The sequence below is a fragment of the Streptomyces sp. NPDC014995 genome (assembly GCF_043080745.1).
Taxonomy (GTDB): Bacteria; Actinomycetota; Actinomycetes; order Streptomycetales; family Streptomycetaceae; genus Streptomyces.
In genome coordinates this window covers 468,546-491,458 of the sequence record NZ_JBIBVX010000001.1, presented here as the reverse complement: position 1 = coordinate 491,458, position 22,913 = coordinate 468,546, and the positions used below count along the sequence as shown (strand labels likewise).

The following is a 22,913-nucleotide window of genomic DNA, read 5'->3' as shown; positions in this document are numbered from 1 at the left end:
CTCGAACTGCTCTGCGGGGGAAGGGGATCGGGGCGGTGCCACTGCACAGGGACGACCCGAGGTCGGTCGGCGGATACCGGATCGTCGACCGGCTGGGGGCCGGAGGCATGGGGGTCGTCTACCGGGGGAGGTCGAGATCGGGGCGTGAGGTCGCCGTCAAGGTGGTGCACGCCCAGTACGCCGAGGACCCCGTCTTCCGCACCCGTTTCCGCCAGGAGATCGAGGCCGTCCGCAAGGTGAGCGGCGCCTTCACCGCACCGGTCGTGGACGCCGACCCGGACGCCGTACGGCCCTGGATGGCCACCCAGTACGTGCCCGCGCCCTCGCTCGCCGCCCGGATCCGGGCCGACGGCCCCCTGCGGGGCGTGGAGTTGCGGCGGCTCGCGCTGGGCCTGGTGGAGGCGCTGCGCGACATCCACCGGGCCGGGGTCGTGCACCGCGACCTCAAGCCCGCGAACGTCCTGGTGGCCGAGGACGGCCCCCGCGTCATCGACTTCGGCATCTCCCGTGCCGCCGAGAACCAGACGCTGACGGAGACCGGCAAGGCGATCGGCACCCCGCCGTTCATGTCCCCGGAGCAGTTCATCGACTCCCGTTCGGTGGGCCCCGCCTCGGACGTCTTCTCCCTGGGGGCGCTGCTGGTGTTCGCGGCGACGGGCCGCGGCCCCTTCGACGCCGACAGCCCCTATCTCACGGCGTACCGGGTGATGAACGAGCAGCCGGCGCTGGACTCGGTGGCCGAGCCGCTGCGCGCGACGCTGGCCCGCTGTCTGGTCAAGGAGATCGCCGACCGGCCCGACCTCGACGAACTGGCCCAGGAGTTCGCGGCCGCCCTGCCCGAACCGGCGCCCGGCGACGCGCACACGGTGACGCTGCGGCTGCCCCCGCTCGGGACCGAGGAGCCCCGGACCCCGACCGCGGTGGACGCGGCGTCGGGCGGGCCCGTCCGCCGGTCCCGCTTGCGCCGGCTGCCGGTCGTGGCCGGCGCGGCCGGGGTGCTGGCCGTCGCCCTCTCGGTCTACCTGGTCCTCGGCCCGTTGAAGGGCGGCGATGCCGCGGAGGCGGGCGGTTCGCCCAGCCCGTCGGCGTCCGCGACCTCCCGCTGGGGCGCCCTCCCCGAGGGCTGGAAGCCCTGGCAGACGACGGTGTACTCGGCCGCCGAGCAGGGCGTGAAGAAGGCGCAGGACCAGGGCGGCGAAGGCGTCGAGGGAACACCGTCCTGCCGGTTCGCCGAGGGTGCCGTCTACTGCAGCGGCGGCTCCGTCCTGCCGGTCCGGCTGGACGGTGCGACCGGCAGGACCCTCTGGCGGGCCGACTCCGTGCCGTCCGGGGTGAAGCGCGACCTCTACTCGGGCTGGATCCTCGGGGTGCGCGACGGCACGGTGCTCGTGCAGCAGATGGTCGACAGCGGGTCGGACGAGGACAGCGTGACCACCGTCGTCGCCCTCGACGCCGAGAGCGGCAAGCGGCTGTGGTCCCGCGTCGTCAACGACGAGAACACCGACCTGGTCGTCTCCGGCGAACTGGTCCTGGCCCCGGAGGGCGACGGCCGCTCGGTGACCGCCCGCTCCGCGCGCGAGGGCACCAGGCGCTGGACGGCGGCGCTGCCCGCGGGCCACTACTGCGGTCTCCACGATTTCGGCGGCCGCCCGTACGCGGAGTGCAGCCCCTACGAGGAGAACTCCGACGACACCCTCTTCTACGCCTTCGACCCGGCCGACGGCACGACGCGCCGTCTGACGACCCTCACGGGTTCCGTCACCCACCTCGGCACCCTGGACGGCCGGCTGGTCTTCGCGCGGTGGAGCGAGGACGACGACACGAGCCTCGGGGACACGGCGTACACCGGCCTCGTCCTCGTCGACCCCGACACCGGCGCGGCGGAGACGAGGAAGCTGGCGCAGGACCAGCGCGGCGAGCTGTCCCTGGCGCACGGCACGCTCTTCTTCGTCACCTCCAGTGGTCAGGTGACCTCCGTCTCGCCCCGGACGGGCAAGCTGCTGTGGCAGACCCGGACGACCCTGGAGCAGCCGGGCGAGCCCGTGGCGGACCAGCAGGGGCGCACCGTGTACCTGGCCAGCGCGAGCGGGCGCGTGGCCGCCCTCGACGTGGCCGGGGGAACCCTGCTGTGGGAGTCCTACCCGCGCGCCGACCATCTGGGGAACGGCGGCTGGCCCTCGGCCGAGGTGTTCCTCAACGGGGGCGCCCCGGTGGTGTCGACCCCCGACGGCACGGTCTTCAGCGTCGACCCGGCCCACCCCGAGCGCAAACCGGCGCCGGGGTGAGCGCTCTCCCCGACGCCGGACCGGTGGTGCGGGACGGCGCTACGGCAGCGCCAGCATCCGCTCCAGCGCCAGCTTCGCGAACGCCTCGGTCTCCTCGTCGACCTGGATGCGGTTGACCAGCTTGCCCTCGGCGAGGGACTCCAGGGTCCACACCAGGTGGGGGAGGTCGATGCGGTTCATGGTCGAGCAGAAGCAGACCGTGCGGTCGAGGAACACGATCTCCTTGCCCTCGGGCGCGAAACGGTTCGCCAGTCGGCGCACCAGGTTCAGCTCGGTGCCGATCGCCCACTTCGAGCCGGCCGGGGCGGCCTCCAGGGCCTTGATGATGTACTCGGTCGACCCGACGTAGTCCGCCGCGGCCACGACCTCGTGCCGGCACTCCGGGTGGACCAGCACGTTGACGCCGGGGATGCGGGCGCGCACGTCCTCCACCGACTCCAGGCTGAAGCGGCCGTGCACCGAGCAGTGGCCGCGCCACAGGATCATCTTCGCGTCGCGCAGCTGCTCGGCGGTCAGCCCGCCGTTCGGCTTGTGCGGGTTGTAGACCACGCAGTCCTCGAGGGACATGCCCATGTCCCGCACCGCGGTGTTCCGGCCGAGGTGCTGGTCGGGCAGGAAGAGCACCTTCTCCCCCTGCTCGAAGGCCCACTCCAGTGCCCGCCGGGCGTTCGACGAGGTGCAGATGGTGCCACCGTGCCTGCCGGTGAAGGCCTTGATGTCCGCGGAGGAGTTCATGTACGAGACGGGCACGACCTGCTCGGCGACACCGGCCTCGGTCAGCACGTCCCAGCACTCGGCGACCTGCTCGGCCGTCGCCATGTCGGCCATCGAGCAGCCGGCGGCGAGGTCGGGCAGGACGACCTTCTGGTCGTCGGACGTCAGGATGTCCGCGGACTCGGCCATGAAGTGCACACCGCAGAACACGATGTACTCGGCCTCCGGGCGCGCGGCCGCGTCCCGGGCCAGCTTGAAGGAGTCGCCCGTGACGTCGGCGAACTGGATGACCTCGTCGCGCTGGTAGTGGTGACCGAGGACGAAGACCTTGTCACCGAGCTTCTCCTTGGCCGCGCGGGCCCGCTCCACCAGGTCCGGGTCGGACGGGGAGGGCAGGTCGCCGGGACACTCGACGCCCCGCTCGCTCTTCGGGTCGGCCTCACGGCCGAGCAACAACAGGGCGAGCGGAGTCGGCTGTACGTCGAGCTCCGTGGTCTGGGCGGTGGTCACGACACGCACCCTTTCTACTTTTCGTCGAACTGACGCTATCTATCATAACCTGCTTCACGTCACTTTGACGATGGTCATTGCGTCGATGTGACATGAATCCCGGTGCCGCCGGGGCGGCTTGTCCCGCGTCGGCCGAATGCGCCGCTGTTCGCTGCCCCGCGCGTGTGCGAGCATGAAGGAACAGGCGAAAAGAGAAGTTGCCCGACCCGGAATGAATCCGCGGCCCCGCCGGTTGCAACCGTCGGCAAGCAGTCTCCGCACACCCTTGGAGAGATGTAGATGTCCGTATCGGACGAGACCAGCACCGTCACCGACGGCATCATCCTGACCGACGCCGCCGCGTCCAAGGTCAAGACCCTGCTCGACCAGGAAGGCCGTGACGACCTCGCCCTGCGCGTGGCCGTCCAGCCCGGCGGCTGCTCCGGCCTGCGCTACCAGCTCTTCTTCGACGAGCGTTCCCTCGACGGCGACGTGGAGAAGGACTTCGACGGAGTCAAGGTCGTCACCGACCGCATGAGCGCCCCCTACCTGGGCGGCGCCACGATCGACTTCGTGGACACGATCGAGAAGCAGGGCTTCACGATCGACAACCCGAACGCGACGGGCTCCTGCGCCTGCGGCGACTCCTTCAGCTGAGCCGGCGACTCCTTTCGGCCGAGCCGGCCACAACGACCGAAGGCGGCGACCCCCTCCTGGGGGCCGCCGCCTTCGCGTGTACGGGGACTGGGCCTTACCGCGGCAGCCGCGCCCCGGGCTTCTCCAGCGGGATCTCCCGGCCGTCCGACCCGACCACGGTCCGCCCGCCCAGCGGCTCGTCCAGCTGGACGGTCCGGTGGAAGACCTTGGCGATCATGATGCAGACCCTGTCCGGCTGGGACGTCGCCGTCACGGTGACCTTCACCTCGTCGTCGGTCTCCGCCGCCGTCACCTTGTAGTCGGAGCACACCCCGCCCGTGAAGCTCACGGTCAGCTCCCTGCCCTCGGCGGTGTAGCCCTCGACCTGCACCTCAGTGGTCTGCGTGCCCGAGGACGGTTCCCCGGACGGCGTCGACGCCGCCGGCGAGCTCAGGTACTCCGGCTCGACGGCCGGGTGCGTCACCGTGTAGTCGTCCGCGGCCCCCTTCACCTCGAACAGCCAGGACGGCACCAGCACCTGCCGTCCGCCCGAGGCGTGCGGGGCGAGCCCGAACACCGCGTCCTCGACCGTGAGCGTCTCCTTCTGCGGAACGTCCGTCGACCCACCGCACGGGCTCTCCAGCCGGTCCTCCAACGGCGCCGGGCTGGCGCAGCCCCCGATCCCCATCCGGTGATCGGTTCCCGGTGCCGCGTTCATCCGGTCCAGCGTCTCCTGCGCGCTCAGCACCGGATACGTCTCGCCCTTCACCGGCGCCTTCAGCTGCCCGTTCCCGCCGACGACCTCGCCCTGCGCGTTGACGAAGACGCCGGTCGTCCACCCCTGGGTGGGCAGGCCGCCGACCTCGGGGTCGGCGTTCACGACCCGCTGGGCGCCCATCACCTGGCTCGCGTCGATCTTGGCGTCGTCCTGGCCGAGGGTCTTCAGGACCGGCGCCGCCGCCTTCTTCGCGGCCGCCTCGCTCACCGGGTCGCCGGCCGGGGCCGCGGGATCCTTGGTGCAGACGGTGGCGCCCTCGCAGGCGTCGGTGCCGGGCGCGTACCGGCTGAACGTCCACAGGCCGGGCGCCTGCTTGTTCACCCGCAGCACCGGGCCAGAGCCGTCCTTGCCGGACCCGACCCTCCAGTCCTGCCCCTCGGTCACCGGCGTCCCCTCGACGCCCAGCGCGGCCGCCAGCCGGGTCACCTCGGCCTGGGTGACCTCGCCCTTCGCCCAGTACACCGGCGCGGAGCCGGGGCCGTCCGGGAGGGTGCCGCCGGCCCGGTAGGTGACCCCGTACGGGTTCGGCTCGCCGGGCGCGATGCCGTTCGTGGCCTCGCCGCTCGTGGCGCCGGCGGAAGGGCCGCCGACGTAGTCGTCGAGCACGAGCGCCGGGGGAGTGCCGTCCGCACCCGGTGCTCCCGGTCCCGAGCCGCCGGAGCCGCCCACCGTACTGGCGGCGAGGTAGGCACCTCCGCCGCCCACCAGCAGAACGGCGGCGGCGACGGAGGCCACGAGCACGGCGGAGCGGTGGCGGGGAGCGGCGGAGGGCTCGTCATGGGACAGGTCGTCGCCGGAGAGCTCGCCGCCGGAAGGCCGGTCTCCGGCGGGCTGGTCTCCGGCGGGCTGGTTGTCGGAGGGCGCGTCATCGGTCGGGGCAGCGGCGACGGGCTCTTTCCCCGCGGTCTCGGACGCGGTCTCGGACGCGGTCTCCGACGCGGTCTCCGACGCAAGCTGCGGCACGGGCTTCGCCGCGGTCTCCGAGACGGTCTCCGAGGTGGGCTCCGCAACGGTCTCCTCCGTGGCGCCGTCCTCCCCGGCCTTCTCCTCGGCCGGGTGCTCCGAACGGGTCTCCTCCGTAGCCGTCTCTTCCGCAGCGGTCTCTTCCGCTCGCGCCTCTTCCGGACGGGTCTCTTCGCGACCTGTTCCTGCGGGACGGGTCTCCTCGGGACGTGTCTCTTCCGAGCGGGTCCCGTCCGGCGTACCCCGGTCCTCAGGCCCGCGCGCGGTGTCGTCGTTGTCGGGTCGCTCGGTGTTCACCGCATCGCTCCTTCGGCTGCCCTGCTGACGTACCTCACATCCCCTCGACGGGGGACAGCGATGGGACGCAGCGGGGGAGCGCACGGTTCCCCGCCGGACGCGCCCCGCCGGAGAAAGTCCGGAGAAAGCCCGAGGGAAGACCGCGAAAAGCCCGAAGGAAGTCGAGGAAGGCCGAAGAAAGTCCGAAAAAAGAGGGACACTCAGTTGCCGTAGTCGGGCATCGCCTCCAGCATCCGTGCCGAGGACGCCGGGACGGTCACGCCGTGGATCAGCGACGGCGGCACGGGACGGGAGACGGGCTTCTCCGGGGCGGTCCAGTGGGGGGCCATCCGGGCGCAGTCGCCGCGCAGCGACGCCAGGTCGCCTTCGAGGTCGACCGGAGCGGTGGCGTGGACCTTGAGGTTCGTCATAGCGGCACCGTATGCAGGGTCGCCCCCGCGAAGAAAGATCTACTATCGGGTAGTTTCGTGTGCTTCAGTGGCGTGGGTGGACCGGGTAGCGTGAACTGTCAATCCACCTCCCACAGGAGAGTCCACGCCGTGCGCATCGCAGTCACCGGCTCCATCGCGACCGACCACCTCATGACGTTCCCCGGCCGCTTCGCCGACCAGCTCGTCGCGGACCAGCTCCACACGGTCTCGCTGTCCTTCCTGGTCGACAAGCTGGACGTACGGCGCGGCGGGGTCGGCGCGAACATCGCCTTCGGCATGGGGCAGCTCGGCACCGATCCCATCCTGGTCGGTGCCGCGGGCGCCGACTTCGACGAGTACCGCGCCTGGCTCGACCGGAACGGGGTGGACACCGAGTCCGTCCGTATCTCCGAGACGCTGCACACCGCCCGCTTCGTGTGCACGACGGACGCCGACCACAACCAGATCGGCTCCTTCTACACCGGTGCGATGAGCGAGGCCCGTCTGATCGAGCTGAAGACCGTCGCCGACCGCGTCGGCGGTCTCGACCTGGTCCTGATCGGCGCCGACGACCCGGAGGCGATGCTCCGCCACACCGAGGAGTGCCGCTCCCGGAACATCCCCTTCGCCGCCGACTTCTCCCAGCAGATCGCCCGGATGGGCGGCGAGGAGATCCGCATCCTGATGGACGGGGCGACCTACCTCTTCTCCAACGAGTACGAGAAGGGCCTCATCGAGTCCAAGACCGGCTGGAGCGACGCGGAGATCCTCGCCAAGGTCGGCCACCGCGTGACCACCCTGGGCTCGCGCGGCGTCCGTATCGAACGGGTCGGCGAGGACCCCATCGAGGTCGGCTGCCCCCTGGAGGAGCGCAAGGCCGACCCGACCGGTGTCGGCGACGCGTTCCGCGCCGGTTTCCTCTCCGGTCTGGCCTGGGGCGTCTCCCTGGAGCGCGCCGCCCAGGTCGGCTGCATGCTCGCGACCCTCGTCATCGAGACGGTCGGCACCCAGGAGTACCAGCTCCGCCGCGCCCACTTCATGGACCGCTTCACCCAGGCCTACGGCGACGAGGCCGCCGCCGAGGTCCAGAAGCACCTGAGCTGACCCGGCGCCGGTCAGAAGCGCCTGGGTTCACCCGGCGCCGGTCAGAAGCACCCCGTGAGCTGACCCGGCGCCGGTCCGGAAGGACGCGCGTCAGCCGAGGCGGCGGACCAGATAGGCCGAGCCCCGGTCCGCCGGCTCCTCACCCACGTACTCCTGGCCCCGCATCGCACACCACGCGGGGATGTCGAGCCGCGCCGCCTCGTCGTCGGACAGCACCCGGACCGTGCCGCCCACCGGGACGTCCCCGATGACCTTCGCCAGCTCGATGACGGGGATCGGGCAGCGCTTGCCGAGGGCGTCCACGACGAGGGCGTCCTCGCCGGGGTCCCGCACCTGCGCCACCGGAGCCGGCGCGCCCAGCTTCTCCCGCACCCCCGCCACCGCCCCCGGCAGCACCGCCAGGAACCGCTCCACGTCCTCCTCCGCCGCCCCCGGCGGGAGCGACACCCGTACGTTGCCCTCGCTCAGCACCCCCATCGCCCTCAGCACATGGCTCGGCGTGAGCGTGCTGCTCGTGCACGACGACCCGGACGAGACCGAGAAACCCTCCCGGTCCAGTTCGTGCAGCAGTGTCTCGCCGTCGACATAGAGACACGAGAAGGTCACGACCCCGGGCAGCCGGCGCTCCGGATCCCCGACCACCTCCACGTCCGGCACCAGCTCCGGCACCCGCGCCCGGATCCGCTCCGTCAGCTCCCGCAGCCGCACCGCCTCGGCCGCCGCCTCGGCCCGCACCGCCCGCAGCGAGGCCGCCGCCGCCACGATCGCCGGAAGGTTCTCGAAGCCGGCCGCCCGCCCCGACTCCCGCTCGTCGGCGGGCCCTTGGGCGGCGAACCGCACCCCCTTGCGCACCACCAGCAACCCCACCCCCGACGGCCCGCCCCACTTGTGCGCACTCGCCGCCAGCAGCGACCAGGGCCCCTCCACCGGCCCCCACCCCAGCGACTGGGCGGCGTCCACCAGCAACGGCACGCCCGCCTCCCGGCACACCTCGGCCACCGCCGCCACCGGCTGCTCGGTCCCCACCTCGTGGTTGGCCGACTGAAGGCAGGCCAGCGCGGTGTCCGGCCGCAGCGCCCCCTCGTACGCCTCCACCGTCACCGCACCCGACCGCCGCACCGGCACCCGTGTCACGGCCCCGCCGTCCGCCTCGAACACCTCTGCCGAATGGAGCACCGAGGAATGTTCGACCGCTGACACGATCAGGTGGCGTCCGGTACGGCGCCGCCCCGCCAACGTCCCCGCGATCCCGCTGTGCACGGCCCGCGTCCCGGACGACGTGAACACCAACTCGTCCGCCCGGCACCCCACGACCTCCGCCGCGGCCTCCCGCGCCGCGTCGAGCAACATCCGCGCCCGCCGCCCCTCCCTGTACAGACGTGCGGGATCCGCCCACCCCTCGTCGAGCGAGGCCAACAGCGCCTGCCGGGCGATGGGGTGGAGAGGAGCGGCGGACGCCGCGTCGAAGTAGGGCATACGGCAACGGTAAAGCGTGCGCCCGCTCCACCGGGGCGCCGGGAACCGCGCCGGCGGCAACGGGAACCGCACGCGCACCACAAGCCGCATTCCCGAGTTATCAGACGGGCCTTCCCACCCCTTCGGGGTGACCCGCGGCGCGTATGCCACCCTCCCCGCGAACCCCCGAAAGGCGTCGGCTAGGGTTTGGTCCGCATAAACATCCAAACCCCTGCCCGACGCAGGGCGGCGACCGACCAGCGAGAAGGCCGCAGCCGATCCGCGCGGGCGAGACTCTCGGGAAGGCGCTACGTGAGTCCCAACGGCTCCGACCGCTCGCCGCGGCGCCCGATGCGGCGGAAGCTGCTGCAGGCACTGACCGCGGGCCTGGTCCTTGCGACCGCAACCGGTTGCACATACGAGGACTTCCCCCGCCTTGGTATGCCCACCCCCACCACCGAAGAGGCTCCGCGGATCCTCTCCCTGTGGCAGGGATCATGGGCTGCCGCGCTCGCCGTCGGCGTGCTGGTGTGGGGCCTCATCCTGTGGAGTGCGATATTCCACCGGCGCAGCCGCACCAAGGTCGAGGTTCCTCCGCAGACTCGGTACAACATGCCGATCGAGGCCCTGTACACGGTGGTCCCGATCATCATCGTCTCGGTGCTGTTCTACTTCACGGCCCGCGACGAGTCGAAGCTCCTCGACCTGGAGAAGAAGCCCGACGTCACGGTCAACGTGGTCGGCTTCCAGTGGAGCTGGTGCTTCAACTACATCGAGAACGTCGACGGTTCCACCGGCAACGCGAAGACCGACGAGAACCTGGCCGCGATCCCGGACCGCTACAAGGACGAGTTCCCGGACAACGCGGGCGGCGTCTACACCTGCGGCACCCCCGGTGAGCGGAACCCGCAGACCAACAACCCCGGCCCGACCCTCTGGCTCCCCGAGGGCAAGACGGTCCGCTTCGTCCTCACCTCGCGTGACGTCATCCACTCCTTCTGGGTGGTGCCGTTCCTGATGAAGCAGGACGTCATCCCGGGCCACACCAATGCCTTCCAGGTGACCCCCAACAAGGAGGGCACCTTCCTGGGCAAGTGCGCCGAGCTCTGCGGCGTCGACCACTCCCGGATGCTGTTCAACGTGAAGGTCGTCTCCCCCGAGCGTTACGAGCAGCACCTCAAGGACCTCGCCAAGAAGGGGCAGACCGGTTACGTTCCCGCGGGCATCGAGCAGACGAGCCACGAGAAGAACCGGGAGACGACAAACCTGTGAGCATCCTCAACGAACCCCAGGGTGCCGCGGCAGCAGGGTCCCACTACGAGGACGAGCTGCCGGTCCGGCGCCAGCGCCGCGGCGAAGTCGTCGTCAAGTGGCTGACCACGACTGACCACAAGACGATCGGCACGCTGTACCTCGTCACGTCGTTCGCGTTCTTCGTCATCGGCGGCGTGATGGCGCTCTTCATGCGCGCCGAGCTGGCCCGTCCGGGCCTGCAGATCATGTCGAACGAGCAGTTCAACCAGGCGTTCACGATGCACGGCACGATCATGCTGCTGATGTTCGCGACGCCGCTGTTCGCCGGCTTCGCGAACTGGATCATGCCGCTGCAGATCGGCGCGCCGGACGTGGCCTTCCCGCGGCTGAACATGTTCGCCTACTGGCTCTACCTGTTCGGCTCGCTCATCGCCGTCGGTGGCTTCCTCACCCCGGACGGTGCCGCCGACTTCGGCTGGTTCGCCTACTCCCCGCTGTCGGACGCGGTCCGCAGCCCGGGCATCGGCGCCGACATGTGGATCATGGGTCTGGCCTTCTCCGGCTTCGGCACGATCCTCGGCTCGGTCAACTTCATCACCACGATCATCTGCATGCGCGCCCCGGGCATGACCATGTTCCGCATGCCGATCTTCACCTGGAACGTCCTGCTGACCGGTGTCCTGGTCCTGCTGGCCTTCCCGGTCCTGGCGGCCGCGCTGTTCGCCCTGGAGGCGGACCGCAAGTTCGGTGCCCACATCTTCGACGCGGCCAACGGCGGCGCGTTGCTGTGGCAACACCTCTTCTGGTTCTTCGGCCACCCAGAGGTGTACATCATCGCCCTGCCGTTCTTCGGCATCATCTCCGAGGTCATCCCGGTCTTCTCCCGCAAGCCGATGTTCGGCTACATGGGCCTGATCGCCGCGACCATCTCGATCGCCGGTCTGTCCGTGACGGTGTGGGCGCACCACATGTACGTCACCGGTGGTGTGCTGCTGCCGTTCTTCTCCTTCATGACGTTCCTCATCGCCGTCCCGACCGGCGTGAAGTTCTTCAACTGGATCGGCACGATGTGGAAGGGCAGCCTGTCCTTCGAGACGCCGATGCTGTGGGCGACCGGCTTCCTGATCACCTTCACCTTCGGTGGTCTGACCGGCGTCATCCTGGCCTCGCCGCCGATGGACTTCCACGTCTCCGACTCGTACTTCGTGGTGGCGCACTTCCACTACGTCGTCTTCGGCACCGTCGTCTTCGCGATGTTCTCCGGCTTCCACTTCTGGTGGCCGAAGATGACCGGCAAGATGCTCGACGAGCGCCTCGGCAAGATCACCTTCTGGACGCTGTTCGTCGGCTTCCACGGCACCTTCCTGGTCCAGCACTGGCTGGGCGCCGAGGGCATGCCGCGTCGCTACGCGGACTACCTCGCGGCCGACGGCTTCACCGCCCTGAACACGATCTCGACGATCAGCTCCTTCATCCTCGGCCTGTCGATCCTGCCGTTCTTCTACAACGTGTGGAAGACGGCCAAGTACGGCAAGCCGGTCGGCGTCGACGACCCGTGGGGCTACGGCCGCTCCCTGGAGTGGGCGACCTCCTGCCCGCCGCCGCGGCACAACTTCCTCACCCTGCCGCGGATCCGCAGCGAATCCCCGGCGTTCGACCTGCACCACCCTGAGATCGCCGCTCTGGAGCAGCTGGAGCACGCCGGTCACGGCGCCAGCGCCATCTCGGGCAGCAAGGAGGCCGGCAAGTGAAGATCCAGGGCAAGATGTTCATCTGGCTGAGCGTCTTCGTCCTCGCCATGGCGGTCGTCTATGGCGTGTGGTCGAAGGAGCCGGCCGGCACCACGGCCCTCTTCCTGGCCTTCGGCCTGTGCATCATGGTCGGCTTCTATCTGGGCTTCACCGCCCGGCGGGTCGACACCGGTGCCCAGGACAACAAGGAGGCGGACGTCGCGGACGACGCCGGCGAGCTGGGCTTCTTCAGCCCGCACAGCTGGCAGCCGCTCTCCCTGGCCATCGGCGGCGCCCTCGCCTTCCTGGGGGTCGCGGTCGGCTGGTGGCTGCTGTACTTCGCCGCCCCGCTGGTTCTGATCGGCATCTGGGGCTGGGTCTTCGAGTACTACCGCGGTGAGAACCGCACCCAGTAACACACGCAGAGCGCGGCAGAGCCCGGACACTCCGTCAGGAGCGTCCGGGCTCACGCTTTTGCCGCAACGAGGGTCCTCCATCCGTGTCACCCAGCGCGCCACGGTTGACACGGCTCCCTAGCGTGATCCTCATGAGCCAGACTGAGTCTTTTCGCGGCGCCGGAGCCGGTGCCGAGGAGGTGACCGTGCTCAGCCCCTCGGGCCGCCGCGCGCTCACCCGCCCGGCACCCGCGCGCCTGCGCCCCCGCACCGTCGTCGGCTGCACGCTGTTGGTGATCGCCCTGGTCGAGGGCGCCACCGCCTGCGGCTCGGACGGCAACCCCCTCGCCTCGCGTCCCTACGACGCGAGCGACCGGATCTCCTTCAACGGCCCGCGGGGCGAGGGCGGGAAGGTCGACCCCGACAAGCCCCTGGAGATCACCGCAGAGGACTCCGGCGACCGCATCACCGACGTCACCGCCGCCGACGCATCGGGCCGCTACGTGGCCGGCGAACTCGCCGCCGACGGCCGCCGCTGGCACAGCACCGAGCCGCTCGCCGCCAACGCCCACTACACGGTCCGCGTGAGCACCGAGGACGAGGACGGCGCCCCCGGCCGCCGGGTCCTCGCCTTCGACACGGGCACGCCCACCACCAAGAAGCGCCTGACGGTGGCGTTCGGCCCCCGGGCGGGCACCTACGGCGTCGGCCAGCCCGTCACCGCCGAACTGAGCCAGCCCGTCAAGGACGCCGCCCAGCGCACCATCGTCGAACGGGCCCTCAAGGTCGACACCAATCCCTCAGTGCCGGGCGCCTGGCACTGGGTGGACGACAAGAAGCTCCACTACCGCCCGAAGGACTACTGGCCCGCCCACACCACGATCCGCGTCCACAGCACCCTGGACGGCATCAAGGTCGGCGACCGCCTCTGGGGCGGACGGACGAAGGACCTCACGCTCACCATCGGCGACCGCGTCATCGCCGTCACCGACGCCGCGGCGCACTCCCTGACCGTCTTCAAGAACGGCGAGCAGATCAAGCAGATCCCCGTCACCACCGGCAAGCCCGGCTTCGAGACCCGCAACGGCGTCAAGGTCGTCCTGGGCAAGGAGTACTTCGTACGCATGCGCGGTACCACCGTCGGCATCGCCGAGGGCTCCGCGGAGTCCTACGACCTGCCCGTCTACTACGCCACCCGCGTCACCTGGAGCGGCGAGTACGTGCACGCCGCCCCTTGGTCCGTCGGCTCCCAGGGCTACGCCAACGTCAGCCACGGCTGCACCGGCATGAGCACCGAGAACGCCTCGTGGTTCTTCGCCAACGTCCGGGAGGGCGACGTCGTCCAGGTCGTCAACAGCTACGGCCACACGATGGAGACGTTCGGCAACGGCTTCGGCGACTGGAACATCGACTGGGAGAAGTGGCGTGCCGGCAGCGTGCTGACCACCGGTGAGCAGAAGCCCGAGCAGGACCCGTCACGGCTCCGGCCGACGGCCGTGTGACGTGTTACCTGGGCGCTCGGCTTCCTAGGCGCTCAGAGCGCTTTTCCCCCGCAGCAGGGAGGCCAGCGCCTCCGCGAACTCCACCGGCTCCACAGGGAGCGCCACCGCCGCGTCGGCCCGACTCCAGGTCGCCAGCCACGCGTCCTGGGGCCGCCCGATGAGCAGCAGCACCGGCGGGCACTGGAACACCTCGTCCTTGATCTGCCGGCACAGCCCCATACCGCCCATGGGCACGGCCTCGCCGTCCAGGACGACGACGTCGACGCCGCCCTCGTCCAGCTCCCGCAGCACCGCCGGAGGCGTCGCGCACTCCACGAACTCGACCAGGGGCGCGTCCGGAGCCGGCCGCCGGCCGGAGGCCAGCCGCACCTGCTCGCGGGTGGTGGCGTCATCGCTGTAGACCAGCACCTTGGCGGTCGCCTGCATCGTTCCTCCGCGTCATTGCTCGGATACCGATGGGGCGGATGCTACTCCCCCGGACACCCCCTCGACAGCTGTCGGCACACGGCTGCGATGGGCCATACGGGCACTACACACGGTACGAACACTCCGAACAGGACCCCCCGTAGTGAGGGCGAGATAAGCGACCGACATAATGTCGGTCGTGGCGACAGCAACGACAGTAGAAACCGGGCACGCGCACCCGTCGGTCAATCGGCCGAACCTCACCAGCGTCGGAACCATCATCTGGCTGAGTTCCGAGCTGATGTTCTTCGCGGCCCTCTTCGCGATGTACTTCACCCTGCGATCGGTGACGGGTCCCGATCACTGGAAGGAAATGGCGTCCGCGCTGAACTTCCCGTTCTCGGCGGCCAACACCACGATCCTGGTGCTCTCCTCCCTCACCTGCCAGCTCGGCGTCTTCGCCGCCGAGCGCGGTGACGTGAAGAAGCTCCGGGGCTGGTTCATCGTCACCTTCATCATGGGCGCGATCTTCATCGGCGGTCAGGTGTACGAGTACACCGAGCTGGTCAAGCACGAGGGCCTCTCGCTCTCGTCCGACCCGTACGGCTCGGTCTTCTACCTGACCACCGGCTTCCACGGCCTGCACGTGACGGGCGGCCTCATCGCCTTCCTGCTGGTCCTCGGGCGCACCTACGCGGCCAGGAGGTTCACCCACGAGCAGGCGACCGCCGCGATCGTCGTGTCCTACTACTGGCACTTCGTCGATGTCGTCTGGATCGGCCTCTTCGCCACGATCTACATGATCAAGTAGCCGGGCCCGCTCCCGCACATCCCAGAAGCATCGACGCAGAAAATCCTGACACCGGGGTAATCCGTGAAAAAGCTCTCCGCACGACGACGCCATCCGATGGCGGCGCTCGTCGTCCTACTCCTCGCGCTGGCATGCACCGGGGGGCTGTACGCCACGTTCGCGCCCGCGAGCAAGGCGCAGGCAGATGAAACCGCCCAGTCCCTGGCCATCGACGAGGGCAAGAAGCTCTACGCCGTAGGCTGCGCCAGCTGCCACGGCACCGGCGGTCAGGGCACCTCCGACGGTCCGAGCCTCGTGGGCGTGGGCGCCGCGGCCGTCGACTTCCAGGTCGGCACCGGCCGTATGCCCGCGGCGACCTCCCAGGGCGCCCAGGTGCCGAAGAAGAAGGTCATCTACACGCAGGCCCAGATCGACCAGCTCGCCGCGTACATCGCCTCGCTCGGCGCCGGCCCGTCCGTTCCGACCGAGGCCCAGTACGGTCCGGAGGGCGCGGACATCGCCAAGGGCGGTGACCTCTTCCGCACCAACTGCGCGCAGTGCCACAATTTCACCGGCAAGGGCGGCGCCCTGACCAGGGGCAAGTACGCGCCGTCCCTCGAGGGCGTGGACCCGAAGCACATCTACGAGGCCATGCAGACCGGCCCGCAGAACATGCCCTCCTTCCCCGACACCACGCTGTCGGAGCAGAACAAGAAGGACATCATCGCGTACCTGAACGCGGTCAACGGCGATGAGACGGTGAGCCCCGGCGGTCTCGAGCTGGGCGGCCTCGGGCCGGTCAGCGAGGGTCTGTTCGGCTGGATCTTCGGTCTCGGCGGACTGATTGCCGTCGCCGTGTGGGTCGCCGCCCGGACCGCAAAGGCCAAGAAGTCATGAGTAGCCAAGACATTCCAGAAGAGAACCTGCCGGCTGAGCAGGAGCACGCGCACGGTGCGGTGTCCGTCGCGGACGAGAAGAACCCGTTCGCCGACCCCGGGCTGCCGCCCCACGAGCACCGGACGCAGGACATCGACGAGCGGGCCGCCAAGCGGTCCGAGCGTGCGGTCGCCTTCCTGTTCACGCTGTCGATGCTGGCCACCGTCGGCTTCATCGTCGCGTACGTGGCGATCCCGCATGACAAGTCGGTCTTCATCTTCCCGCTCGGGCACATCAACGCGCTGAACTTCGCGCTCGGCCTGACGCTGGGCGTCTCCCTCTTCGCCATCGGCGCGGCCGCGGTCCACTGGGCCCGCACGCTGATGTCCGACGTGGAGATCGCCGACGAGCGGCACGCGATCGAGGCCACGCCCGAGGTCAAGGCCAAGGTGATGGCCGACTTCCGGCAGGGTGCCACGGAGTCCGCGCTGGGCCGCCGCAAGCTGCTCCGCAACACGATGTTCGGTGCGCTGGCCCTCTTCCCGCTCTCCGGTGTCGTGCTGCTGCGCGACCTCGGCCCGTTGCCCGAGGACAAGCTGCGCCACACGCTGTGGGCCAAGGGCAAGCTGCTCGTGAACATGAACACCAACGAGCCGCTGCGTCCCTCGGACGTCGCGGTCGGCTCCCTCACCTTCGCCAAGCCGGAGGACCTGGAGGAGCACGACCACAACTTCCAGACCGAGATCGCCAAGGCCGCCCTGATGATCGTCCGGATCCAGCCGGAGAACATCAAGGACAAGCGCGAGCTCGAGTGGTCGCACGAGGGCATCGTGGCGTACTCGAAGATCTGCACCCACGTCGGTTGCCCGATCTCGCTGTACGAGCAGCAGACGCACCACGTGCTGTGCCCCTGCCACCAGTCCACCTTCGACCTGTCCGACGGTGCCCGAGTGATCTTCGGCCCGGCCGGTCACGCCCTGCCGCAGCTGCGCATCGGCGTGAACGACGAGGGCTACCTTGAGGCGCTTGGCGACTTCGAAGAGCCCGTCGGTCCTGCCTTCTGGGAGCGCGGATGAGTAACAACGACGACCGCCGCAAGGCACCCGCGGGCGAGCGGGTGGCCGACTGGGCCGACGGCCGGCTGGGGATCTACTCCCTGGCCAAGGCCAACATGCGCAAGATCTTCCCGGACCACTGGTCCTTCATGCTGGGTGAGATCTGCCTCTACAGCTTCATCATCATCATCCTCACGGGTGTGTACCTGACGCTGTTCTTCCACCCGTCGATGAACGAGGTGGAGTACCACGGCAGCTACGTCCCGTTGCAGGGCCAGCTGATGTCCGAGGCGTTCAACTCGACCATGCACATCTCCTTCGATGTGCGCGGTGGTCTGCTCATCCGGCAGATCCACCACTGGGCCGCGGTGATCTTCCTCGCCGGCATGTTCGTGCACATGATGCGCGTCTTCTTCACGGGCGCGTTCCGCAAGCCGCGTGAGATCAACTGGCTGTTCGGCTTCCTGCTGTTCGTCCTGGGCATGTTCACCGGTTTCACCGGCTACTCGCTCCCGGACGACCTGCTCTCCGGCACCGGTGTCCGCTTCACGCAGGGCGCGATCCTGTCCGTGCCGATCGTCGGCACGTACATCTCGATGTTCCTGTTCGGCGGGGAGTTCCCGGGCGGCGACTTCGTCGCGCGGTTCTACTCGATCCACATCCTGCTGCTGCCGGGCATCATGCTCGGTCTGGTGGTCGGCCACCTGATCCTGGTCTTCTACCACAAGCACACCCAGTTCGCGGGTCCCGGCCGCACCAACAAGAACGTCGTCGGCATGCCGCTGCTGCCGGTCTACATGGCCAAGGCCGGAGGCTTCTTCTTCCTGGTCTTCGGTGCCATCGCGGCCATCGCCGGATTCGCGTCCATCAACCCGATCTGGGTGCTGGGCCCCTACCGCCCGGACCAGGTGTCCACCGGCGCCCAGCCCGACTGGTACATGGGCTTCGCCGAGGGTCTGATCCGCGCCATGCCGGGCTGGGAGATCAACTTCTGGGGCCACACGCTGGTCCTGGGCGTGTTCGTCCCGCTGGTGCTCTTCGGTGTCTTCCTCGGTGTGATCGCGCTCTACCCGTTCATCGAGTCGTGGATCACCGGCGACAAGCGCGAGCACCACATCCTGGACCGGCCGCGCAACGCCCCGACCCGTACGGCCTTCGGTGTCGCCTGGGTCACCGGCTACATGATCATGCTGATCGGCGGTGGCAACGACATCGTCGCCACCCACTTCCACCTGTCGATCAACGCGGTCACCTGGTTCGTCCGGATCGGCTTCTTCGCCGGACCGGTCCTGGCCTTCGTCATCACCAAGCGGATCTGCCTCGGCCTCCAGCGCCGCGACAAGGACAAGGTGCTGCACGGTCGCGAGACCGGCACCATCAAGCGCCTGCCGCACGGTGAGTACATCGAGGTCCACGAGCCGCTCAGCCAGGAGGCGCTCTACACGCTGACCGCGCACGAGCAGTACGCGCCGGCCGAGATCGGCCCCACGGTCGACGAGAACGGCGTCGAGCGGAAGGTGAAGCGCTCCGAGAAGGTCCGCGCCAAGCTGAGCGAGGCGTACTACGGCGAGGAGAGCCAGATCGCCAAGCCGACCGTCGAGGAGTACAGGGAGATCACGAGCGGCCACGGCCACCACTGATCACTGCGTCGCCACGCAACCGACGAAGGGCCCCGTCCGGTGTTCGGACGGGGCCCTTCGCCGTGCCCCGTGGCTGGATAGGGTGGACCCGTTGAGACGCGTGTCCCGTAGAGCGGGACCGGACTGACCCAGGAGCGGCTTATGAGCGCTGTGACCCCCGCTGGAGGCGACACCGCGGCGGGCCGTTCCTGGCCCGAGGTGCTGAACGCCCTGCTGTACGGCCGCGACCAGAGCGCCGACGCGACGGCCTGGGCGATGGACCGGATCATGCGGGGCGAGGCCACCGACGCGCAGATCGCCGGGTTCGTGGTCGCCCTGCGCGCCAAGGGCGAGACCGTCGAGGAGATCAACGGGCTCGTGCGGACCATGTACGAGCACGCGAACGTGATCGAGGTGTCGGGCCGCACGGTCGACATCGTCGGCACCGGCGGCGACGGCGCGAAGACGGTGAACATCTCCACGATGTCGGCGCTCGTGGTGGCGGGCACGGGCGCCAAGGTCGTCAAGCACGGCAACCGCGCGGCCTCGTCGGCGTCGGGCTCCTCCGACGTCCTGGAGAAGCTCGGCGTCAACCTGGACCTGACTCCGCGGCGGGTGGCCGAGGTCGCCGAGGAGGCCGGCATCACCTTCTGCTTCGCCATCAAGTTCCACCCGGCGCTGCGTCACGCGGGCGCCGCCCGCGGCCAGTTGGGCATCCGGACGGTGTTCAACGCCCTCGGCCCGCTGACCAACCCGGCCAAGGTACGGGCCCAGGCGGTCGGGGTCGCGGACCCGCGCATGGCCCCGATCATCGCGGGCGTCTTCGCCGAGCGCGGCAACTCCTCGCTGGTGTTCCGCGGCGACGACGGCCTAGACGAGCTGACGACGACGTCCACCTCCCACGTCTGGGTCGTCCGCGACGGCAAGGTCACCGAGGAGACCTTCGACCCGCGGGACGTCGGCATCGAGCCGGTGCCGGTGGAGGCCCTGCGCGGTGGCGACCCGTCGTACAACGCCGAGGTCGCCCGCCGCCTCCTCGACGGCGAGACGGGCCCGGTGCGCGACGCGGTCCTGCTGAACTCGGCGGCCGCCCTGGTCGCCCTGGACCCGACGGGCGCACCGCTCGCCGAGCAGCTCCGCGCCGGCATGGACAAGGCGGCGGAGTCCATCGACTCCCGGGCGGCCAAGCGGGCGCTGGAGCGCTGGGTGGCGGCCAGCAACGCGTAACGGAGCCCGATACGCGGTCCCGGGATCCGGACACGAGTTGCGGGACCGCGATCACCTCACGTACGTTCTTGTCCAGGTCATGAGTGACAGTCATGAGGCCCCGGCCGACTGTCCGGCAACCCTCCGTCCGTGGCGGGGTGCCCCGGGTGAAGACCAGGCCGTAGGCAGCGAGGTCTACGGCAAGCGCGGACCCCTCGCACGATTCCGCATGATGTGAGGGCAGGGGTCCTGGTCGTCGAGGAGCCTCCCGTGAGCAAGCGAATGCGATAGGGCCGCAGAGCCCCGCCTCCGCATCCCCCTTTTCTCTTTTCCTCCGTGCCGTTGATGCGTCCGCGTCGTCGACGCGCTGTCCGGCACGGTGATTCCGCCTGCCTTCACGGGAGTTCAGCCATGTCCGTCTCCACCGCCGCCGTCACCCCGTCCGTCTGTGCCCCGCTGCCCGTCCTGGGCCGGGATGTCACCGTCCCGCTCGTCACGGGCGGCGAGGTCACCTACGCCGCCCTCGACTACGCGGCCAGCGCCCCCGCCCTCCAGCGCGTCTGGGACGACGTGGCGGCCTACGCCCCCTACTACGGCAGCGTCCACCGCGGCGCCGGCTACCTCTCGCAGCTCTCCACGGACCTCTTCGAGAACGCGCGGAAGACGGTCGCCGAGTTCCTGGACTGCCGCGCCGACGACCAGGTGGTCTTCACCCGCTCCACCACCGACTCGCTGAACCTCCTCGCCGCCGCGCTCCCCGCCGGTTGCCAGGTCTTCGTCTTCGAGACCGAGCACCACGCCTCGCTGCTGCCGTGGAAGGACGCCCGGGTCACCTACCTCGACGCCCCGCGCACCCCGCGCCGGGCCGTCGAGACCCTGGAGCGGGCCCTGGCCGACCGTGACCCGTACGGCCCGGCGCTGGTCTGCGTGACCGGCGCCTCGAACGTCACCGGCGAGCTGTGGCCCGTACGCGAACTGGCCGCCGCCGCCCACGCCCACGGTGCCCGCATCGTCCTGGACGCGGCCCAACTGGCCCCGCACCACCCGGTGTCGGTGCGGGACCTCGACGTCGACTGGGTCGCCTTCTCCGGGCACAAGCTGTACGCCCCGTTCGGCTCCGGCGTCCTGGCCGGCCGCGCGGACTGGCTGCGGGAGGCCGACCCCTACCTCGCCGGCGGCGGCGCCAGCCGCAGGGTCACGCGGCGTGAGGACGGGGGAGTGGACGTGGAGTGGCACGACAGCGCCGCCCGGCACGAGGCGGGTTCCCCAAACGTCATCGGCGCCTACTCCATCGCCTCCGCGTGCAAGGCGCTGACGGAGGCGGGCTTCGACACGCTGGTCGCCCGGGAGCAGTACCTGATCGAGAAGGTGCGGGCGGGTCTGGCCGGGGTTCCCGAGGTGCGCGTCCTGTCCCTCTTCGGCGACGACGCCCCCCGGGTGGGCGTCATCTCCTTCGTCGTCGAGGGCTGGAACAGCTCCCACTTCGCCGCCGCCCTCTCCGCCGAGTACGGCATCGGCGTCCGCGACGGCCTCTTCTGCGCCCACCCGCTGGTGCGCACCCTGCTGGGCAGCGACCCTCAGACGCAGGGCGAGTGCGGTGCCCCGGAGGCCGCCCCCGGCGAGAAGTCCCTCAACGCCATCCGCGTGAGCTTCGGCGCGGGCACCCCCGACGAGCACGTGGAGCGTTTCGTGGGCGCGGTGAGGGAACTGGTGCGGGACGGCGCCGCATGGCAGTACCGCACGGAGGACGGACGCTGCGTCCCGGCGGTCTGAGGGACCTTCTTCGCCGGAGGCGGTGTCCGGACGGTCAGGAGTCCAGACCGATCGCGAACGCCGCCTCCAGGTCGTGCTGGGAGTACGTACGGAACGCGACGTGCGTGTCGGTGGCCTCGACACCCGGAATCTTGCTGATCCGCCCCGGGATGACCTCGGCCAGGTCCTCGTGCCGCTTGACCCGGACCATGGCGATCAGGTCGTACGTGCCCGTGACCGAGAAGACCTCGCTGACACTCTCCAGCCCGGCGATCGACTCCGCGATCTCGGGAATCCGGTCCACGCTGGTCTTGATGAGGACGATCGCGGTGATCACGGCTGGTTCTCTCCCTCGGGGGCCGGAGCTGGGGCGGGCTTCACTCTAGTCGTCCCGTTGAACCGGGCCCACGCGAAGACGAAGCCCAGCCCGAAGCCCACCAGGTGCGCCAGGTACGCCACCCCCGGCCGCTGCGTGGCCTGCCCCGCCGCCACCCACTGAAGGGCCGCCCAGAAGGGCAGCACGACCCATGCCGGGAAGCGCAGCGGCAGGAAGAAGAGGAACGGCAGGAGACTGGTCACCCGCGCCCGGGGGAACAGGTACAGGAACGCGCCGAGGACCGCCGAGATCGCCCCGGAGGCGCCGACCAGGGACTGCTCGGAATCGGCGTTGGCGGCGGCGTAGCCCAGCAGGGCCAGGTAGCCGCAGCCGAGGTGGAAGAGCGTGAACTGGACATGGCCCATCCGGTGCTCGGTCATCGCCCCGAAGACGTAGAGGAAGAGCATGTTGCCCAGCAGGTGCACCCAGCTGCCGTGGACGAACAGGGCCGTCGCGGGGGTGAGGGCGGAGCGCGCCGAGCCCTCGAACAAGTCGGCCGGGATCACCCCCCACCGGTGGAAATAGGCGCGCTGGGCGGCGAGCAGCTCCGCGTCGGTGCCGTACGTCGGGTTCAGGCCCGAGGCGGGGCCGATCACGAAGACCAGGCAGCACAGGGCGATCAGTCCGTACGTCACCGGCGCCGACGGCCGCCGGATCACCCTGCTCACGGTCCCGCTCCAGTGGCTGATCATGAACACAGAGCATGACGTAACGGGACGCACTCGCCCGGACCGCCTCGCCGCCGTGGACGGACGGGCGACGACTACCCGCCAGGCCGTAGGGTTACGAGCCACATGGACCGGGGAGCCCTTGGGCGCGCCC

At 70.0% G+C, this 22,913-nt stretch carries 20 protein-coding genes and 1 riboswitch; of the genes, 13 read left to right on the top strand and 7 right to left on the bottom strand.

The genetic code is table 11. The features are described 5' to 3' along the window. Positions 1–35: 35 nt before the first annotated feature. Positions 36–2,285: a PQQ-binding-like beta-propeller repeat protein gene (locus tag ACF1A1_RS02225; protein ID WP_391644512.1), complete on the top strand. Its 2,250-nt coding sequence runs from the start codon at positions 36–38 to the stop codon at positions 2,283–2,285. Positions 2,286–2,324: 39 nt separating this feature from the next. Here the strand turns inward: ACF1A1_RS02225 and nadA are convergent, their stop codons facing one another. Beyond that, a complete protein-coding gene (nadA, locus tag ACF1A1_RS02220; protein ID WP_391644510.1) occupies positions 2,325–3,509 on the bottom strand; it encodes a quinolinate synthase NadA in 1,185 nt (394 codons plus the stop codon). Between the two features lie 279 nt (positions 3,510–3,788). On the opposite strand from nadA, the gene erpA reads away from it, so the two are divergent. Continuing rightward, complete coding sequence (gene erpA / locus ACF1A1_RS02215) at positions 3,789–4,145, top strand: iron-sulfur cluster insertion protein ErpA (protein WP_391644508.1); 357 nt, start codon at positions 3,789–3,791, stop codon at positions 4,143–4,145. A gap of 94 nt (positions 4,146–4,239) precedes the next feature. Here erpA and ACF1A1_RS02210 read toward each other — a convergent pair whose 3' ends face one another. Both ACF1A1_RS02210 and ACF1A1_RS02205 read right to left on the bottom strand, forming a co-directional pair. Then, the gene (locus tag ACF1A1_RS02210) at positions 4,240–6,162 is read right to left on the bottom strand and encodes a hypothetical protein (protein WP_391644506.1); all 1,923 of its coding nucleotides are present in this window, start codon (positions 6,160–6,162) and stop codon (positions 4,240–4,242) included. A 200-nt stretch (positions 6,163–6,362) separates the two neighbouring features. Next, positions 6,363–6,572 (bottom strand): hypothetical protein, encoded by a 210-nt coding sequence (locus ACF1A1_RS02205; protein ID WP_391644504.1) that lies wholly within the window; start codon positions 6,570–6,572, stop codon positions 6,363–6,365. A gap of 129 nt (positions 6,573–6,701) precedes the next feature. Here ACF1A1_RS02205 and ACF1A1_RS02200 point away from each other — a divergent pair, with 129 nt between their 5' ends. Beyond that, entirely contained in the window at positions 6,702–7,676 is a 975-nt protein-coding gene (locus ACF1A1_RS02200; RefSeq protein WP_391644502.1) for a carbohydrate kinase family protein, read from the top strand. Positions 7,677–7,766: 90 nt separating this feature from the next. Here ACF1A1_RS02200 and ACF1A1_RS02195 read toward each other — a convergent pair whose 3' ends face one another. After that, on the bottom strand, positions 7,767–9,152 hold the full coding sequence (locus tag ACF1A1_RS02195; RefSeq protein ID WP_391644500.1) for a cysteine desulfurase/sulfurtransferase TusA family protein: 1,386 nt from the start codon (positions 9,150–9,152) through the stop codon (positions 7,767–7,769). 291 nt (positions 9,153–9,443) lie between these two features. Between ACF1A1_RS02195 and coxB the strand changes: the two genes are divergently transcribed. The 4 genes from coxB to ACF1A1_RS02175 all read left to right on the top strand — a co-directional run bounded on the left by coxB (position 9,444) and on the right by ACF1A1_RS02175 (position 14,012). After that, positions 9,444–10,403, top strand: coding sequence for a cytochrome c oxidase subunit II (coxB, locus tag ACF1A1_RS02190; RefSeq protein WP_391644498.1), 960 nt, complete (start codon positions 9,444–9,446; stop codon positions 10,401–10,403). Further along, entirely contained in the window at positions 10,400–12,136 is a 1,737-nt protein-coding gene (gene ctaD, locus ACF1A1_RS02185) for a cytochrome c oxidase subunit I (protein ID WP_391644496.1), read from the top strand. The genes coxB and ctaD overlap by 4 nt, the downstream gene beginning before the upstream one ends. Then, on the top strand, positions 12,133–12,531 hold the full coding sequence (locus ACF1A1_RS02180; RefSeq protein WP_391644494.1) for a cytochrome c oxidase subunit 4: 399 nt from the start codon (positions 12,133–12,135) through the stop codon (positions 12,529–12,531). Before ctaD ends, ACF1A1_RS02180 begins: the two co-directional genes overlap by 4 nt. 131 nt (positions 12,532–12,662) lie before the next feature. After that, a complete protein-coding gene (locus ACF1A1_RS02175; protein ID WP_391644492.1) occupies positions 12,663–14,012 on the top strand; it encodes an Ig-like domain-containing protein in 1,350 nt (449 codons plus the stop codon). 24 nt (positions 14,013–14,036) lie between these two features. Here ACF1A1_RS02175 and ACF1A1_RS02170 read toward each other — a convergent pair whose 3' ends face one another. Continuing rightward, positions 14,037–14,438 carry a hypothetical protein gene (locus ACF1A1_RS02170; RefSeq protein WP_391644490.1) on the bottom strand — a complete coding sequence of 134 codons (402 nt, stop codon included), beginning with the start codon at positions 14,436–14,438 and terminating at the stop codon, positions 14,037–14,039. A 169-nt stretch (positions 14,439–14,607) separates the two neighbouring features. On the opposite strand from ACF1A1_RS02170, the gene ACF1A1_RS02165 reads away from it, so the two are divergent. The 6 genes from ACF1A1_RS02165 to ACF1A1_RS02140 all read left to right on the top strand — a co-directional run bounded on the left by ACF1A1_RS02165 (position 14,608) and on the right by ACF1A1_RS02140 (position 21,736). Continuing rightward, complete coding sequence (locus tag ACF1A1_RS02165; RefSeq protein ID WP_391644488.1) at positions 14,608–15,228, top strand: heme-copper oxidase subunit III; 621 nt, start codon at positions 14,608–14,610, stop codon at positions 15,226–15,228. Between the two features lie 63 nt (positions 15,229–15,291). After that, positions 15,292–16,104: a c-type cytochrome gene (locus ACF1A1_RS02160; RefSeq protein WP_391644486.1), complete on the top strand. Its 813-nt coding sequence runs from the start codon at positions 15,292–15,294 to the stop codon at positions 16,102–16,104. Next, positions 16,101–17,159, top strand: coding sequence for a Rieske 2Fe-2S domain-containing protein (locus ACF1A1_RS02155; RefSeq protein ID WP_391644484.1), 1,059 nt, complete (start codon positions 16,101–16,103; stop codon positions 17,157–17,159). Before ACF1A1_RS02160 ends, ACF1A1_RS02155 begins: the two co-directional genes overlap by 4 nt. Next, positions 17,156–18,778, top strand: coding sequence for a cytochrome bc complex cytochrome b subunit (locus ACF1A1_RS02150; RefSeq protein ID WP_391644482.1), 1,623 nt, complete (start codon positions 17,156–17,158; stop codon positions 18,776–18,778). Before ACF1A1_RS02155 ends, ACF1A1_RS02150 begins: the two co-directional genes overlap by 4 nt. A 141-nt stretch (positions 18,779–18,919) precedes the next feature. Further along, positions 18,920–19,984, top strand: coding sequence for an anthranilate phosphoribosyltransferase (gene trpD, locus ACF1A1_RS02145; RefSeq protein WP_391644480.1), 1,065 nt, complete (start codon positions 18,920–18,922; stop codon positions 19,982–19,984). A gap of 75 nt (positions 19,985–20,059) precedes the next feature. After that, positions 20,060–20,176: riboswitch (SAM riboswitch) on the top strand. A gap of 198 nt (positions 20,177–20,374) precedes the next feature. Beyond that, positions 20,375–21,736 carry an aminotransferase class V-fold PLP-dependent enzyme gene (locus ACF1A1_RS02140; RefSeq protein WP_391644478.1) on the top strand — a complete coding sequence of 454 codons (1,362 nt, stop codon included), beginning with the start codon at positions 20,375–20,377 and terminating at the stop codon, positions 21,734–21,736. A 34-nt stretch (positions 21,737–21,770) separates the two neighbouring features. Here the strand turns inward: ACF1A1_RS02140 and ACF1A1_RS02135 are convergent, their stop codons facing one another. Both ACF1A1_RS02135 and ACF1A1_RS02130 read right to left on the bottom strand, forming a co-directional pair. Continuing rightward, positions 21,771–22,052 carry an Lrp/AsnC family transcriptional regulator gene (locus ACF1A1_RS02135; RefSeq protein WP_391644476.1) on the bottom strand — a complete coding sequence of 94 codons (282 nt, stop codon included), beginning with the start codon at positions 22,050–22,052 and terminating at the stop codon, positions 21,771–21,773. Further along, positions 22,049–22,783, bottom strand: coding sequence for a rhomboid family intramembrane serine protease (locus ACF1A1_RS02130; protein ID WP_391644474.1), 735 nt, complete (start codon positions 22,781–22,783; stop codon positions 22,049–22,051). The genes ACF1A1_RS02135 and ACF1A1_RS02130 overlap by 4 nt, the downstream gene beginning before the upstream one ends. Between the last annotated feature and the right edge of the window lie 130 nt (positions 22,784–22,913).

What these genes read in the sequence shown, in the direction of transcription:
- ACF1A1_RS02130 (WP_391644474.1), bottom strand. Translation starts at nt 22,783, where the DNA reads ATGATCAGCCACTGGAGCGGGACCGTGAGCAGGGTGATCCGGCGGCCG.
- ACF1A1_RS02205 (WP_391644504.1), bottom strand. Translation starts at nt 6,572, where the DNA reads ATGACGAACCTCAAGGTCCACGCCACCGCTCCGGTCGACCTCGAAGGC.
- erpA (WP_391644508.1), top strand. Translation starts at nt 3,789, where the DNA reads ATGTCCGTATCGGACGAGACCAGCACCGTCACCGACGGCATCATCCTG.
- ACF1A1_RS02165 (WP_391644488.1), top strand. Translation starts at nt 14,608, where the DNA reads ATGTCGGTCGTGGCGACAGCAACGACAGTAGAAACCGGGCACGCGCAC.
- ACF1A1_RS02170 (WP_391644490.1), bottom strand. Translation starts at nt 14,438, where the DNA reads ATGCAGGCGACCGCCAAGGTGCTGGTCTACAGCGATGACGCCACCACC.
- trpD (WP_391644480.1), top strand. Translation starts at nt 18,920, where the DNA reads ATGAGCGCTGTGACCCCCGCTGGAGGCGACACCGCGGCGGGCCGTTCC.
- ACF1A1_RS02175 (WP_391644492.1), top strand. Translation starts at nt 12,663, where the DNA reads ATGAGCCAGACTGAGTCTTTTCGCGGCGCCGGAGCCGGTGCCGAGGAG.
- ACF1A1_RS02195 (WP_391644500.1), bottom strand. Translation starts at nt 9,152, where the DNA reads ATGCCCTACTTCGACGCGGCGTCCGCCGCTCCTCTCCACCCCATCGCC.
- ACF1A1_RS02140 (WP_391644478.1), top strand. Translation starts at nt 20,375, where the DNA reads ATGTCCGTCTCCACCGCCGCCGTCACCCCGTCCGTCTGTGCCCCGCTG.
- ACF1A1_RS02150 (WP_391644482.1), top strand. Translation starts at nt 17,156, where the DNA reads ATGAGTAACAACGACGACCGCCGCAAGGCACCCGCGGGCGAGCGGGTG.
- ACF1A1_RS02155 (WP_391644484.1), top strand. Translation starts at nt 16,101, where the DNA reads ATGAGTAGCCAAGACATTCCAGAAGAGAACCTGCCGGCTGAGCAGGAG.